Raw genomic sequence first — 14,333 nt, 5'->3', positions numbered from 1 at the left:
GTCCGCGCAGGCTCTTGTGGGCCAGGACCCTACTCCCCCACCCGTTCGAACTCGCCTGTGGCGTAGTCGATCAGGTATCCCCGCGCCGCGTTGTACACCTCCACCTCGAGGTCCAGCGAGCCGTCACTGGACATCAGGTCGACGATCACGCTGCGGGGAACGAGCTCCTCGCCCTCGTAGAGCGGGGTGACGACGTAGGTGACACTCCTCTCCTGGTGAGCCTCGAGCCAGTCGCGCACGAGCGTCTCGCAGAAGGCCATGCCGCCCGTCTCGTCGTTTGACCCCACGTTCTGCATGCGCGTGCCGCACACCATGTTCTGGACGACCTCGGCCCCGCCCAGCGACTTCGCGACGAGATGGGAGCGGTTCCAGAAGTAGCCGTGGTATGCCTTCCCGCGCGCCAGCGGTATGTCCACCTTCTCGTTGTGCCCCCATCCCGAGGGGCTGAGGGCCTGCATGTCCCCCCTTGGACGAGAGGTGCCCTCCCGGACCATGTCCCAACTCACCCTCGCGGCAGCTTGCCCGGACCTCCCGAGGTCATCCAGCTCCGCGTAGCTGACCTCCCCGTCCGCGAGCTCCACGTCCACGAGCGCGAGACCGACCACGCGATAGTAGTCGGGACTCGCCCGTTCGTCCCACTCGCTCCGCACCCTCGCGTGCGGGCGCCTCAACCCGTAGCCAGGGACGATCGCCCGAAACAGAGCGACTGCATCGACGCCGGAAAGGACCCCGCCGGGCGAGAGGGACCTCCCCAGCCAGAACGACGCAAGCACGCAGGCGAGACAGACCGCCCCGCCACGCAGCCTCAGGGCCCTCGCCCTTCTCCTCCCCCTCCTGACGCGCGCTCCCAAGACGCCCCTCCCTTCGTCCTCCTTGGGAAGAGGCTAGGGGACGGGCCGCGACATGAGGGGCACGAGGGACCACGTTCCAAAATGGGCTCGCCGCAGACTGACGCCAGACTGCCCCGACCTTCCGTGCAGACTGCCGGCAGTCTGCACGGAAGACGATGCTCCACGGACGACGCTCCCCGACGCAAGGGGCCCGCCGCCACCGCAGGGATGGCAGCGGGCCCGAGGCGCCGCATGCGGCCGCTGGCAAGGGGCCGTGCGGGAGCTACGCCTTGGAGACGACGGTGTACTCGCCGGAGTGGGGGTTGATGACGAAGGAGACGAACTCCCCCGCGAAGGGGTCTCCCACGAAGCCGGCATCGCCGTTCTGGAGCTTGCCGTTCAGATAGTCCTTGAGGCTCTGGGCCTCCACGAGCGCCACGTTGTACATGCGCCCCTCCCTTCGATAGACGATACTGGGACGCATGCTATTTCCCGGCGCGCGCGATGTCTGTCGCTTTTCCAACACCATGCGGACTCCACCGCCGGGACGACGGGCACGATGGCGGCTCCAGCGCGAGGCAGGGGGACGGACATGGCGGACAAGGGCTTCTTCGGGCGCGTCTATGACGTGGTGCGACAGGTGCCGCGCGGGCGCGTGGCCACCTACGGCCAGGTCGCGGCGATGACGGGCGAGCCGCGTCGCGCTCGCTACGTGGGCTTTGCCATGCACCAGAGCCCCGGTATGGCCGGAGGCGTGCCCTGCCACCGCGTCGTGTTCGCGGACGGCAGGCTCGCGCCGGGCTTCGCCTTCGGGGGTCCGGACGCGCAGAGGGACCTCCTCGAGGGAGAGGGCGTGGGCTTCCTCCCCGACGGGAGGGTCGACCTCGCGCATTTCCGCTGGGAGGCGTGACGGGAGCTCCCGCCGCCCGCCGCCTACACGTCCTTGGTGGCCACGACGTCCACGCCCGTGCCGCAGACGTCTGCCAGCACCACGTCCCCGATGCGGACGGGGGACGTGAGCCTCACGTCCGCGAGGGCGCGCACGACGTCCAACACCCGCGCCTTGGGAACGTCGCCCGCCGTCTTGACCGAGACCACCGCGGCGACTGCCGACCCCTCCACGGGCACCGTCGTGGTCACGACGCGGGTGGGGTCGCAGACCTCCTTGCGCGCGTACTCGTCACCGCGGGGGCAGGCGTTGCCCCTGACCCCCACGACCTCGTCGCCGTCGAGCGTCACCTCAACCTGGCAGCCCCTCGGGCAACGTATGCAGGTAAGTTCCCTGGTCTCCATGGACCTATGCCTCCTCGAGCAGGACACGGATCTTCTCTCCCCCGTGCAGCCCCTGGAGTTGGTCGCGCCGCAGCACGACCTCCTGCATCTCGCCGGGGGCGACGACCTGCTTGCGCCGGTGCACGATGCGCCGCTCGCCGGCATAGACGCTCAGGTGGCAGTCCTGGTACACGCCGGACACGCGGAAGCGCAAGGTGAGCCTCTCCCCCATCCTCTGGGGCGAGAGGTGCGCGGGGACGGTGTAGCGGACACCCTCCCCGCAGACGAGCTCGTGCTCGGTCGGCATGGCATCTGAGGCAGCCGCCCGTCCCCCTCCCAGAGCCCACGCCGCGGCGGACCTCCCCGCGACGGCAGCCTCCTCGCTCACGTAGTCCACGAGGTCGTGGACGTGCAGGACGTTGCCGCAGGCGAAGATGCCCGGGACGCTGGTCTGGAGGGACTCGTCCACCACAGGCCCGCGGGTCACGGGGCTCAGCTCGACCCCCGCCTGGCGGCTGAGCTCGTTCTCGGGCAGGAGCCCAACCGAGAGGAGCAGGGTGTCGCACTCATAGCGCCTCTCGGTCCCTGGGATGGGACGAAGGGCCTCGTCCACCCGAGCTATGGTCACCGCCTTGACGCGTCCCCTTCCCTCGACGCCCACGACGGTGTGCGAGAGGTAGAGGGGGATCCCGAAGTCGTCCAGGCACTGCACGATGTTGCGCTTGAGGCCTCCCGAGTAGGGCATGAGCTCCGCCACGCAGGCGACGTGCGCCCCCTCGAGGGTGAGGCGGCGCGCCATGATGAGCCCGATGTCGCCCGAGCCCAGCACCACGACCTCGCGCCCGGGCAGGTAGCCGTCGATGTTGACGAGCCTCTGGGCGCAGCCGGCGGTGTAGACGCCGGCAGGGCGCGTCCCCGCGATGCCGAGCGCGCCGCGCGGCCTCTCGCGGCAGCCCATGGCGAGCACGACGGCGCCGGCCTCGATGCGGAAGACGCCACGCTCGGCGTTGACGGCCGTCACCACCCTGTCGGCCGAGACGTCCAGGACGGTGGTCCTGAGCAGGTGGGTAATCTTGCGCTCGGTCGCCTGCGCCACGTAGCGCGCCGCGTACTCGGGCCCAGTGAGCTCCTCCTTGAAGGTGTGGAGGCCGAAGCCGTTGTGGATGCACTGGTTGAGGATGCCGCCGAGCTGCCCCTCGCGCTCGAGCACGAGGACGTCCCCCGCTCCCGCGTCGTGCGCCGCGACCGCCGCGGCGAGGCCGGCGGAGCCACCTCCGATCACCACCACGTCATGGCGCTCCGCGCTAGCCACGAGCCTCGCCTCCCTCGACGGGCTGCTTCGCGAGCCCCACTACGTACTCCGAGCCGGGACCGGACTTGCTCACGTGCAGCATGTCCATCCCCTCGACCTCCTCGCAGATGATCTGCATGACGCGGGGCGAGCAGAAGCCGCCCTGGCAGCGGCCCATCGTGGCCGTCACGCGACGCTTGACCCCGTCGACGGAGCGCGCGCCCGGAACGCGGCGGCAGGCGTCGCGGATCTGCCCCTCGCTCACCCTCCTGCAGCGGCAGACTATGGTCCCGTAGCTGGAATCCCCCTCGACGAGGGCGTTCCACTCGTCCGGCGAGACCTTGTCCAGGTCGACGAAGCCCCTGCGCGTCGCCACGAAGCCCTCCTTGGGCTCGAGGCCCAGGATGTCCCGGACGATGCCGGCGACCATGACGCCGATGGCGGGGCTCGCCGTGAGGCCCGGGCTCTCTATGCCCGCGCAGTCGACGAAGCCGGGGGCGCCATGAACCTCCCCGATGGCGAACTCGTGCTCGGGACGGTGCGCCCTCAGGCCCGAGAAGGAGGTGATGGTCTCGCGGAAGGGGACGTCTTTCACCGTGAGGGCGCTCTTCTCGACCACCGAGCGCATTCCCCTGGGGGTCGTGGACGTGTCGTCCTTGTCGTCGATGTCGTCGGCGGTAGGCCCCACCAGGAGGTTGCCGTGGGTGGTGGGGGTGACGAGCACGCCCTTGCCCATCTTGGTGGGAAGGGCGAACACGGTGTGGTGCACGTGCGCGCCTGCCGTGGTGTCCAGGAGCTCGTACTCGCCGCGGCGCGCCACGATGGTCATGCGCCGTGGCGAGACCATGTTGTGCAGCTCGTCGGCGTGCACGCCCGCGGCGTTGACCACCGTGCGCGTAACGACCTCCCCGCCATCCTCGAGCCGCAGGCGCCAGAGCCCCTCCTCGTCGCGGTCGATGGCGGCGACCCTGGCGTCGAAGCGGAACTCGACGCCGTTCGCGGCGGCGTTCTCCGCCAGCGCGCAGCAGAGGCCCCAGGGGTCGCAGATGCCGCCCGTCGGGGCCCAGAGCGCGCAGACCGCCTCGTCAGAGACGTTGGGCTCCATCTGGCGCAGCTCGTCACGCTCGACTATCCGCAGTCCCGGGACGCCGTTCGCGGCACCTCGGTCGAGGAGCGCCTCGAGGTCGGGCCGTGCCCCCTCGTCCAGGCAGACCACCAGAGACCCGACCTGCTCGAAGGGGAAGTCGAGGTCGCGCGAGAGCTGGGGAAACATCGCGTTGCCTTCGACGTTGAGGCGCGCCATGAGCGTGCCCTCGGCGGCGTCGAAGCCCGCGTGCACGATGGCGGAGTTGGCCTTGGAGGTGCCGCAGCACACGTCGTCCAGCGCCTCCAGGACCAGCACGCTCGCATCGTAGCGCGAGAGCTCCCGGGCCGTGGCGCAACCGCTCACCCCCGCGCCGACCACGGCGACGTCATACCAGCGCTTCTCCATGCTTCCCCCTCCTGACGCGGCACATGCGTTGACATCTTATGTCGCTGGTGGCATGCGGGGGAGGCGGCGTGCCGCCAGCGGTAGCGGCCGTGGGAGGGACGGCCCCAGGCGAGAGGGTCCCCTCCCGTCGCGTCCGCAGCTGGGCGCAGGCCTACGAGAGCGCGAACTGGCTCTGGTAGAGGCGGGCGTAGAATCCGCCGCGGGCGAGGAGCTCGTCGTGGGTGCCCATCTCCACGATCTTGCCCGCGTCCATGACCACGATGCAGTCGGCGTTGCGGACGGTGGAGAGGCGGTGCGCCACGACCAGCGAGGTGCGTCCCACCATCATGCGATCGAAGGCGTCCTGCACCTGCAGCTCGGTGCGGGTGTCGATGGAGCTCGTCGCCTCGTCCAGCAGGAGCACCGGGGGATCGGCTAGCATGACGCGGGCGATGCAGAGGAGCTGGCGCTGCCCCTGCGAGAGGCTGCCGCCGCCCTCCCCCACCGGGGTGTCGTATCCCTGGGGAAGCTGCATGACGAACTTGTGGGCGTGGGCCCTGCGGGCGGCCTCCTCCACCTCGGCGTCCGTGGCGTCGGGCCGGCCGTAGGCGATGTTGTCCCGCACGCTCCCCTCGAAGAGCCAGGTCTCCTGCAGCACCATGCCGAAGGCAGCGCGCAGGCTGCTGGCGCTGAGTCCCGAGACGTCCTGTCCGTCGACCAGGATGCGACCGGAGTCGAGGTCGAAGAAGCGCAGGAGGAGGCTGATGAGGGTGGTCTTGCCGCAGCCCGTCGGCCCCACGAGCGCGAAGCGCCCGCCTGCCGGGACGGAGAGGCTGAAGCCACGGATGATCTCGTGACCGGGCTCGTACGAGAAGTGCAGGTCCTCGAGCTCGAGCGCGCCCTTGGGATCGACCAGCTCGACCGCGCCGGGCGTGTCCTGGGTCTGAGGCTCGCTGTCCATGAGCTCGATGAGCCGGCGCGCGGAGGCGAAGGCGCCCTGGACCTGGCCGACGACGGCTGACACCTCGTTGAAGGGCTTCATGTACTGGTTGGCATACGAGAGGAAGCTCTGCACCTGCCCCACGGTGAGCAGGCTGGGGCCGGCCCCGACGACGCAGAGGCAGCCCACGACTGCGACGATGGCATAGATCGAGTTGTTGACCACGCGTGTCGCCGGGTTGGTGAGCGAGCTGACGAACTGGGCCCTTTCCCCCGAGTCATAGAGCCTGGCGTTGATGCCCGCGAAGCGCTCGCGGGCGCTGCCCGTGCGGGCGAAGGCCGTGAACAGGCGCTGGTTGCCCATGACCTCCTCCACGTACCCGCCCAGCTCGCCCTGGATGCCCTGCTGCGAGGCAAAGCTCGAGGACGAGCGGCGCGCGATGAGCGAGGCGACGAGCGCGAGGACGGGGGTGAGAAGGACCACGACCAGAGCCACGGGAACCGAGATGGAGCACATGAAGGCAATGGTCCCCGCGATGGTGACGACGCCGCCCATGAGCTGGTTGAGCCCCTGCAGGAGCCCGTCGCCCACCGCGTCGGCATCCGCCACCACGCGGGCGAGGAGGTCTCCGTGGGGGTGCGCGTCGATGGTGGCGAGCGGAAGGTCCGAGAGGTGGTCGTAGGCGTCGTCGCGCAGGTCACGCACGGTCTCGAAGGCGAGGCGGCTCACGAAGTAGCCCGAGAGCCACTGACAGGACGCGGCGACGACCACGACCAGGGCGAGCGACCTCAGCACGGGGACGAGTGCCGCGACGCCCGCGCCGTAGGCCATCGCGTCGATGGCGCGGCCGATGAGGATGGGCACGTAGAGCTGAAGCGCCACCGAGCAGAGGGACGCCACGAACGAGAGGACGAGTGACGCGGCGTGGGGCGCCACGTAGCGCCCGAGCCTGCGCAGGACGGTTCTCATGGGAAGGGAGGCCGCCTCCGCGCCCTCGGGCGAGAGGGACGCGCCCCCGCCACGGACGGACGAGACCAGGTTCGCGCCGGAGCCACCGGCCTGGTATGGGTTGGCCATCAGTCGAGCACCTCCTTCTCGGAAAGCTGCGAGAGGCAGATCTCCTTGTAGAGGGGGCAGCCCCCCACGAGCTCGCGGTGCGTGCCCAGGCCGGCAGGGCGCCCGTGGTCGAGCACGAGGATCTGGTCGCAGCCGCGCACGCTGGCGACGCGCTGGGACACGATGACTCGGGCGCTGCCGGAGAGGTCGCGGGCGAGGGCGGAGCGCAGGCGCGCGTCCGTGGCGAGGTCGAGGGCGGACGCGGAGTCGTCCAGGACCACGAGGGCGGGGGCGCCCACCAGGGCGCGGGCGATGGTCAGCCTCTGGAGCTGGCCGCCCGAGAAGTTCTTCCCGCCCGCCTCGACGACGGCGTCGAGCCCGCCCTCCTTCGCACGGACGAAGTCCTCGGCCTGAGCGGTGGCGAGGGCGGCCCAGAGCTCGTCGTCGCTCGCGTCGTCCTTCCTCCAGAGGAGGTTGGAGCGTACCGTGCCCGAGACGAGCGAGGCCTTCTGTGGGACGAGGCCAACGTGCGAGCGCAGCTGCACCGCGGGGTAGGCGCGCACGTCTCGCCCCAGCACCCTCACGCTCCCGGCGCTCGCGTCGTACAGCCTGGGGATGAGGGAGGCAAGCGTGGACTTGCCGGAGCCCGTGCCGCCGATGACGCCGAGGCTGCCCCCGCGTGCGAGCGAGAGGGTCACGCCGTCGAGGGCGGGCACGGCAACGCCCGGATAGGCGAACGAGACCCCGTCGAGCTCGAGGGCAGGGGCGCCCTCCCGGGGCTCGATGGGGTCCACTGCGTCGTCTCGCACGCTGGGCTCGCAGTCGAGCACCTCGACGAGCCTCTGGGCCGAGGCGGCTCCGCGGGTGAAGACCACCACGAGGTTGGCGATGTAGACGATGGAGAGGAGTGTCTGGGTCATGTAGTTGACGAAGGCGATGACCTTGCCCTGGGTGAGGGCACCGGAGTCGACGCGCACGCCGCCGAGCCAGAGGATGACCACCACGCCCAGGTCCATGACCAGGAGCGTCGTGGGGTTGAGGAGCGACGAGAGCCTGCCCGAGGCGATGGCGTCCGCAGCCTGCGAGGCAGCCGCCTCGCGGAAGCGCTCGCGCTCGTGTTCCTCGCGACGGAAGGCGCGCACCACGCGGGCGCCGCCCAGCGCCTCCCTCACCAGGAGCGAGATGTGGTCGAGCTTCTCCTGCATGCTGCGGAAGTAGGGCACGCAATGCGAGAGCACGAGCCAGAACACCAGGGCGATGACCGGGGTGCAGACCAGGAAGACCAGGCCCAGCCTCCAGTCGATGAGCAGGGCGGCCACGATCGAGCCCACGCCCAGGAAGGGCCAGCGGATGAGCTGGCGAATCCCCAGCGCGACGGCGAGCTGGACCTGGTTGACGTCGCTCGTGATGCGCGTGACCAGCGACGCAGGCCCGATCCTGTCCACGTCGACGGCCGAGAGCTCGACGGCCTTGGCGAAGCTCGCCTCGCGCAGGTCCGTACCCATGCCCTGCGAAACCAGCGCCGCCATCTTCTGGCAGACCGCCGTGAAGCAGAAGCCCACGAGGGCGAGGCCTATGAGGAGCGCCCCCCTGAGCGCGATTGCGCCCACGTCGTGGCCCGCGACGCCCACGTCCACCATCGACGCCACGATGACCGGCACGAGGAGCTCAAAGGCCACCTCGATGATCTTGGCGAACATCCCGAAGGCCGCCTTGCCGCGGTACGGCCCCAGATACCTCCTGAGGAGTTCCAGCACGTGGAACCTCCCTCCCGCTGCCTCCTACCCGATGCCCAGCCTCTCGCCGAGCTCGAGCCACTCGTCCTCCAGCGAGGACTGCTCGGCGCGCGCGGCGTCCACCGCCGCCTGCGCCTCCATGAGAGCCTCGTAGTTCGAGGCGTCGACCTGCGCCATCGCGGCCTCGAGGCGCTCCGGCTCCCCCTCGAGCCGCTCGAGTCGGCGGCTCACGGCATCGTAGCGCTTCTTGAGCTCGCGACGCTCGGCGTTGGAGAGGCGCGCCTCTCCCCCCTCCTCGGCGGGAGCGGGTGGGGGCGCCGTCGCCACGCGGGCCCGTGCGCCGTCGTCGGCGGGCTCATGCTCGCCGAGGAGCCTCAGGTACTCGTCCACGCCGCCGGGCACGTGGCGGACCCGTCCGTCAAGGAGGGCGAACTGGTCGTCGGTCACGCGCTCCATGAGGTAGCGGTCGTGGCTCACGAGCAGGAGCGTGCCGGGCCACCCGTCCAGAAGGTCCTCGAGCACGGCCAGCATGTCGGTGTCGAGGTCGTTGCCGGGCTCGTCCAGGACGAGGACGTTGGGCTCCTCCATGAGGACGCACATGATGGCGAGGCGGCGGCGCTGGCCACCCGAGAGCTCGCCCACGAAGCTCGCGAACTCGCGACGGTCGAAGCCCAGGCGCTCGAGCAGCTGCTCGGGGCTCTGCTGCCTGCCGTCCACCACGTAGTAGCTCTTGTAGCTCGAGAGGAGCTCCTGGACCCGCCAGCCGTCCCTCTCGGAGAGTCTCCCGAGGTTCTGCGAGAGGATGCCGAAGCGCACTGAGGCACCGATCCTCACGCTCCCCGAGCTGGGACGGAGCCTGCCCGTCATGAGCGAGAGGAGCGTCGACTTCCCGGCGCCGTTCTCTCCCAGGATGCCAAAGCGGTCTCCCGGTCCCACGATCCAGTCGACGCCCGAGACGACGGGGGCGTCCGAGCCGGGATACGAGAAGGACGCTCCCCTCATCTCTATGACCTGCTTGCCCAGACGGCTCACCGCCATGCGCCTGAGCTCCACGGTGTCGCGCAGGGGCGGGTCGCCGGCGAGGAGCTCCATGGCCGCGTCGATGCGGAACTTGGGCTTGCTCGAGCGCGCCTTGGCGCCGTGGGCGAGCCAGTTGAGCTCCTTGCGCAGGACGTTCTGGCGCCTCTCCTCCATGACGGCCGCCTGCCTCTGGCGCTCGAAGCGCTGCTGCACGTAGGCCGAGTAGCCGCCCTCGAAGGGGTCGATGGCGCCGTCGTGGACCTCCCACATGTGGTCGCAGACCTCGTCGAGGAACCAGCGGTCGTGCGTCACCAGGAGGAGCGCCCCCTGCCCCTGGGGCCAGCGCCCCTTGAGGTGGTCGGCCAGCCAGCCAATCGCCTGCATGTCCAGGTGGTTGGTCGGCTCGTCCATGAGGAGGACGTCCCAGCGCCCCACGAGCACGCGCGCAAGGTCGCAGCGGCGACGCTGCCCGCCCGAGAGCTCGCCCACGCGGGCGTGCCAGTCGATGTCCCCCAGGAGCTCGTCGATGACGCCGCGCACGCGGGGGTCGGAGGCCCAGACGTACTCGGGCTGCTCCCCCACCACGGCATGCTCGACCGTCTCGTCGTCCGTGAGAGCGTCCGACTGGCCCAGGACGCCCACGCTGATGCCGTTCCTCCAGGTGACGGCGCCGGCGTTTGGCTCCACCTCGCGTGCGATGAGCTCGAGCAAGGTTGACTTGCCGTCTCCGTTCCTGCCCACGATGCCTATGCGGTCGCCCTCGTCTATGCCGATGGTCTGGCCCTCGAGCACGCGCTTGTTGGGCCACTCCATGTCGACGCGCTCGAGCCCGATGAGGATTCCCATGCGCGCCCCCTAGCCCTGGTCCCGGGGAAGGGCAAGCTCGCGCACGCGGTCCATGACGCGGCGCGCCACCTCGTCCTTGGGCAGGCAGGGAAGCTCGAGCTCGCCGGAGGCGTCGACCAGCGTCACGGCGTCCGTCTCGGAGCCGAAGGTCGAGTCCGCGCGCGAGACGTCGTTGGCCACGATGAGGTCGGCTCCCTTGGCGCGGAGCTTCGCGCGGGCGTTGGGGACGAGCTCGTCGGTCTCGGCGGCGAAGCCCACCACGACGCGTCGTCCCTTGCGGGCGCAGAGCTCGGCCAGGACGTCCGCCGTGCGCACCAGGCGGATGGAGTCGAGCGGCTCCCTTGCCTTCTTGAGCTTGTGGTCCGCGGGCTCGGCAGGGGCGTAGTCCGCCACGGCGGCGGCGCACACCGCCACGTCCGCACCGTCGAAGGCAGCGAGGGCGGCATCGTGCATCTGGGCGGCGGAAACCACGTCCACGCGCCTCACCCCCTCGGGCGTGGGGAGCGAGACGGGCCCTGCCACCAGCGTGACGGAGGCGCCCCTCCTCGCCGCCTCGCGCGCGAGGGCGAAGCCCATCTTCCCGCTCGATGCGTTGGCGATGTAGCGCACCGGGTCGATGGCCTCGTGCGTGGGCCCCGCCGTGACCACGAGGGAAAGGCCCTCGAGGTCACGCGCCTCCCCGCCCAGGAGGTCGAGGGCGGCCGCGAGGACCTGCCCGACGGGCGCGAGCTTGCCCGTGCCCACGGCGCCGCAGGCGAGCCTGCCGGAGTCGGGCATGACGAAGCGCACCCCGCGCGAGCGCAGGGTGGCGAGGTTGGCCTGGGTGGCCGGGGCCTGCCACATGCGCAGGTTCATGGCAGGGGCGACCAGCACGGGGCAGCCCAACGCGAGGAGCGTGGTGGAGAGCGCGTCGTCCGCCATCCCCGCGGCCATCTTGGCCATCACGTTGGCCGTGGCGGGGACCACCACCGCGAGCTCGGCGAGGTCGGCGAGCTCGACGTGGGGGATCGGACCCTCTCCTGAGCCGTAGAGGTTCGTCGTGACGGGATGTCCCGAGAGGGCCTCGAAGGTCGTGGGGCCCACGAAGCGCGTCGCGTCCTCGCTCATGACGACGCGCACGTCGCAGCCCGCCTTCTGGAGGCCCCGCATGAGCTCGACCGCCTTGTACGCGGCAATCCCGCCGCACACGGCGAGAAGGACCCTACTCGACCTCATCGAAGGCCCCCTCGAACACCAGCATGCGGTGGCAGTAGGGGCATTCGGTCACCTCTGCGCCTGCGCGCCTGAGGTCCGAGAACTGGCTGGGCTGGAGCTTGACGCGGCAGACCGAGGGGAGGTTGCCCGCGAGCCTCTCCACGGCGAGGCCCCCGAAGCGCCTCGAGGCGGCCTCGTAGCGCGCGAGCACCTCGCCCGAGAGGTCTGCGACGACGGACTTGCGCTCGGCCGCGAGCTTGCGCACCTCGGCCATGAGGTCCGCGGACGCCCGCTCGAAGGCCTCCTGCTGGGAGGCCGCCTCCTCGTCCAGGCGCGCCATGACGCCACGGGCGTTGCGTTCCGCCTTGCGCAGGCGGTCGCGGAGCTCGACCTTCTCGCCATGCGTGAACTCGATCTTCTCGAGCCTCTTGGCAAGGGAGGTGAGCTGCGCCTCGAGGTCGGTGAGCTGGCGGTAGTCCGCCTGGCGCTCCGCCGCCTGGGCCTTGACCTCGTCCATGAGGACGACGAACTTGTCGTGCGCGGCCTCCGAGTCCTCGACGTCCATCTCGCTGTCCTTGCGCTGGCCCACTATGCTGGCGAGCTCGCCCTGGAGCTTGCGCTTGGCCTGGGCGATGGCCTGGAGCTTCTTCTGCTGGGGCATGGCCGAGAGCTGGCGCTTGAGCCTGAGGAGCTGGAGGTCGATCTCCTGGAGCCTGAGCAGTGCCTGGGATTCCTTCATGTGCCGCCTCCTTGGGGGCATGGTGCTTGGTCGCAGGTGGTTCGTGCCGGCGGGCTTGCTGTCGCGCGAGGCGGTCCGCTACGCCCCGGCCTTCTTGCGCACGAGGGCGAGCAGGGCGTCCGCGAAGCGCGACAGGTCGTCCTCCCCTACGCGCTCGTCGAAGGACACGCGCAGGGAGCAGAGGGCGAGCTCGCGGGGTATCCGCATGGCCGAGAGCACGTGGCTCGGGTCCAGCGATCCCGACGAGCAGGCAGACCCGGCCGAGACCTCGAACCCCGCCTCGTCGAGCGAGAGGACCAGGGTCTCGGAGTCGACGCCCGGCACCAGCAGCGAGACCATGCCGGGCAGACGCCCCTCGTCCATCTGGGGGGAGACGCTCGCCTCGATGCCGGTTCCGGGGGCGCAGAGGCGGTCGTAGAGGCCCTGGGCGCGGGAGGCGACGAGGCGACGGCGCTCGGAGAGCCCGTCCGAGCAGGAGCGGGCGGCGGCGGCGAAGGCGAGCGCGCCGCGCACGTCCTGCGTGCCCGCGCGCCTCCCCTGCTCCTGGCCGCCTCCGAAGGACTGCGGCCTGAGCGGGCAGCGGCTGCGCAGGGCGAGCGCCCCCACGCCCACCGGGCCGCCGATCTTGTGGGCGGCGAGGGAGACCGCGTCCACGTCCCCGAGCTCGAGCGGGATCCTGGCGAAGGCCTGGACGGCGTCCGTGTGCATGAGGGCGCCGGCCGCGTGCGCCCTCCGCGCGATGGCGGCCACGGGCTGCACCACGCCCGTCTCGTTGTTGGCGCACATGACCGAGACGAGGGCCACGTCCGGGCCCAGGAGCTCGCCCACCGCCTCGGGGGTGACGACGCCATGGCGGTCGGGACTCACGAGCCCGACCTCGAAGCCGCGGCCCCTCAGCGGGGGCAGGACGTCCAGGACCGAGTCGTGCTCGATGGCGGAGACCAGGACCCTGGTTCGCCTGCGGTCCCTCTCGCGTGCCGCCTCGGCCATGCCGAGGAGGGCGAGGTTGTTGGACTCGGTGCCGCCCGAGGTGAAGGTGACGTCCATGGGCCTGAAGCCGCCGCCCAGGCAGCGGGCGAGGTCGCGACGGGCGCCGTCGAGGGCGCGGGCGGCCTCGCGGCCCAGGCTGTGCAGGGAGTTGGGGTTCGCCCCCGCGATGCGGGAGGACTCGTAGTCGAGCTCGGCCTCGCGCGCCGCGTCGCAGAGCGGGGCCGAGGCGGCGTAGTCGAGGTAGAGGGGGGCATCGGACGGCATCAGGCGCGCCTCGCGAGTCCGCCTAGGGCCGCGTCCCTGATGGACCGGATGGCCTGGGCGCGGTCCTGCGCGCCGAAGACGGCGCTTCCCGCCACGAGCACGTCGGCTCCCGCCGCCGCCACGGCGGCGGCGTTCCCGGCCGAGATGCCCCCGTCGACCTCGACCCTGGGGCTCACGCCATGGGCGGAGCAGAGGGCCTTGAGGCGGCGGAGCTTGGCGAGGGAGCCCTCGATGAAGCCCTGGCCCCCGAAGCCGGGGTTGACCGTCATGACCAGCACCATGTCGAGCTCGTCGACGAGCTCCTCGAGGCAGGACACGGGGGTCGCGGGGTTGAGCGCCACGGCCGCCTTGGCCCCCGCCTCGTGGATGAGCGAGACGAGCCTCCGGGCGTGCGTCTGGGCCTCCCAGTGGAAGCTCACCACGTCGGCGCCGGCGTCGAGGTACCAGGGAACGCACTCCTCGGGGTTCGAGACCATGAGGTGCACGTCGACGGGAAGGCCCGTGGCACGCTTGACCTGCGAGAGGACCCCCACGCCAAACGAGAGGTTGGGCACGAAGTGACCGTCCATGACGTCGAAGTGGAGGAGGTCCGCCGTGGCTATGTCGTCGAGCTCGTCCGCAAGCCTGGTGAAGTCTGCCGAGAGCAGCGACGGCGCCACCCTCACGTCATGGTCAAGCATCAGC

The 14,333-nt window shown here is 70.9% G+C and carries 13 protein-coding genes; 1 reads left to right on the top strand and 12 read right to left on the bottom strand.

Annotated elements, in window-relative coordinates:
• Positions 1 to 29 precede the first annotated feature (29 nt).
• Complete coding sequence (locus Q5923_RS00275; RefSeq protein ID WP_072499946.1) at positions 30 to 851, bottom strand: DNA/RNA non-specific endonuclease; 822 nt, start codon at positions 849 to 851, stop codon at positions 30 to 32.
• A gap of 262 nt (positions 852 to 1,113) precedes the next feature.
• Positions 1,114 to 1,278: a hypothetical protein gene (locus Q5923_RS00270; protein ID WP_159430798.1), complete on the bottom strand. Its 165-nt coding sequence runs from the start codon at positions 1,276 to 1,278 to the stop codon at positions 1,114 to 1,116.
• 144 nt (positions 1,279 to 1,422) lie between these two features.
• Between Q5923_RS00270 and Q5923_RS00265 the strand changes: the two genes are divergently transcribed.
• On the top strand, positions 1,423 to 1,740 hold the full coding sequence (locus Q5923_RS00265) for an MGMT family protein (protein WP_072499947.1): 318 nt from the start codon (positions 1,423 to 1,425) through the stop codon (positions 1,738 to 1,740).
• A gap of 23 nt (positions 1,741 to 1,763) precedes the next feature.
• On the opposite strand, the gene Q5923_RS00260 is transcribed toward Q5923_RS00265, so the two are convergent.
• From Q5923_RS00260 to rpe, 10 genes are all read right to left on the bottom strand, one after another.
• A complete protein-coding gene (locus Q5923_RS00260; protein WP_072499948.1) occupies positions 1,764 to 2,123 on the bottom strand; it encodes a DUF1667 domain-containing protein in 360 nt (119 codons plus the stop codon).
• A 4-nt stretch (positions 2,124 to 2,127) separates the two neighbouring features.
• Positions 2,128 to 3,414, bottom strand: coding sequence for an NAD(P)/FAD-dependent oxidoreductase (locus Q5923_RS00255; protein ID WP_072499949.1), 1,287 nt, complete (start codon positions 3,412 to 3,414; stop codon positions 2,128 to 2,130).
• Positions 3,407 to 4,885 carry an NAD(P)/FAD-dependent oxidoreductase gene (locus Q5923_RS00250; protein ID WP_072499950.1) on the bottom strand — a complete coding sequence of 493 codons (1,479 nt, stop codon included), beginning with the start codon at positions 4,883 to 4,885 and terminating at the stop codon, positions 3,407 to 3,409. Before Q5923_RS00250 ends, Q5923_RS00255 begins: the two co-directional genes overlap by 8 nt.
• 151 nt (positions 4,886 to 5,036) lie before the next feature.
• The gene (locus tag Q5923_RS00245; RefSeq protein WP_072499951.1) at positions 5,037 to 6,881 is read right to left on the bottom strand and encodes an ABC transporter ATP-binding protein; all 1,845 of its coding nucleotides are present in this window, start codon (positions 6,879 to 6,881) and stop codon (positions 5,037 to 5,039) included.
• Entirely contained in the window at positions 6,881 to 8,617 is a 1,737-nt protein-coding gene (locus Q5923_RS00240; RefSeq protein ID WP_303131341.1) for an ABC transporter ATP-binding protein, read from the bottom strand. Before Q5923_RS00240 ends, Q5923_RS00245 begins: the two co-directional genes overlap by 1 nt.
• Positions 8,618 to 8,641: 24 nt before the next feature.
• Positions 8,642 to 10,462, bottom strand: coding sequence for an ABC-F family ATP-binding cassette domain-containing protein (locus Q5923_RS00235; RefSeq protein WP_303131340.1), 1,821 nt, complete (start codon positions 10,460 to 10,462; stop codon positions 8,642 to 8,644).
• A gap of 9 nt (positions 10,463 to 10,471) precedes the next feature.
• Positions 10,472 to 11,677 (bottom strand): bifunctional phosphopantothenoylcysteine decarboxylase/phosphopantothenate--cysteine ligase CoaBC, encoded by a 1,206-nt coding sequence (gene coaBC, locus Q5923_RS00230; protein WP_303131339.1) that lies wholly within the window; start codon positions 11,675 to 11,677, stop codon positions 10,472 to 10,474.
• Positions 11,664 to 12,395, bottom strand: coding sequence for a zinc ribbon domain-containing protein (locus Q5923_RS00225; RefSeq protein ID WP_009279345.1), 732 nt, complete (start codon positions 12,393 to 12,395; stop codon positions 11,664 to 11,666). Before Q5923_RS00225 ends, coaBC begins: the two co-directional genes overlap by 14 nt.
• Positions 12,396 to 12,473: 78 nt before the next feature.
• Positions 12,474 to 13,649 (bottom strand): cysteine desulfurase family protein, encoded by a 1,176-nt coding sequence (locus tag Q5923_RS00220; RefSeq protein ID WP_303131336.1) that lies wholly within the window; start codon positions 13,647 to 13,649, stop codon positions 12,474 to 12,476.
• On the bottom strand, positions 13,649 to 14,329 hold the full coding sequence (gene rpe / locus Q5923_RS00215; RefSeq protein WP_303131334.1) for a ribulose-phosphate 3-epimerase: 681 nt from the start codon (positions 14,327 to 14,329) through the stop codon (positions 13,649 to 13,651). The genes Q5923_RS00220 and rpe overlap by 1 nt, the downstream gene beginning before the upstream one ends.
• Positions 14,330 to 14,333: the final 4 nt, after the last annotated feature.

This window comes from uncultured Olsenella sp. (genome assembly GCF_959602185.1).
GTDB lineage: Bacteria > Actinomycetota > Coriobacteriia > Coriobacteriales > Atopobiaceae > Olsenella_I > Olsenella_I phocaeensis.
This window is presented reverse-complemented; position numbering and strand designations above follow the sequence as displayed.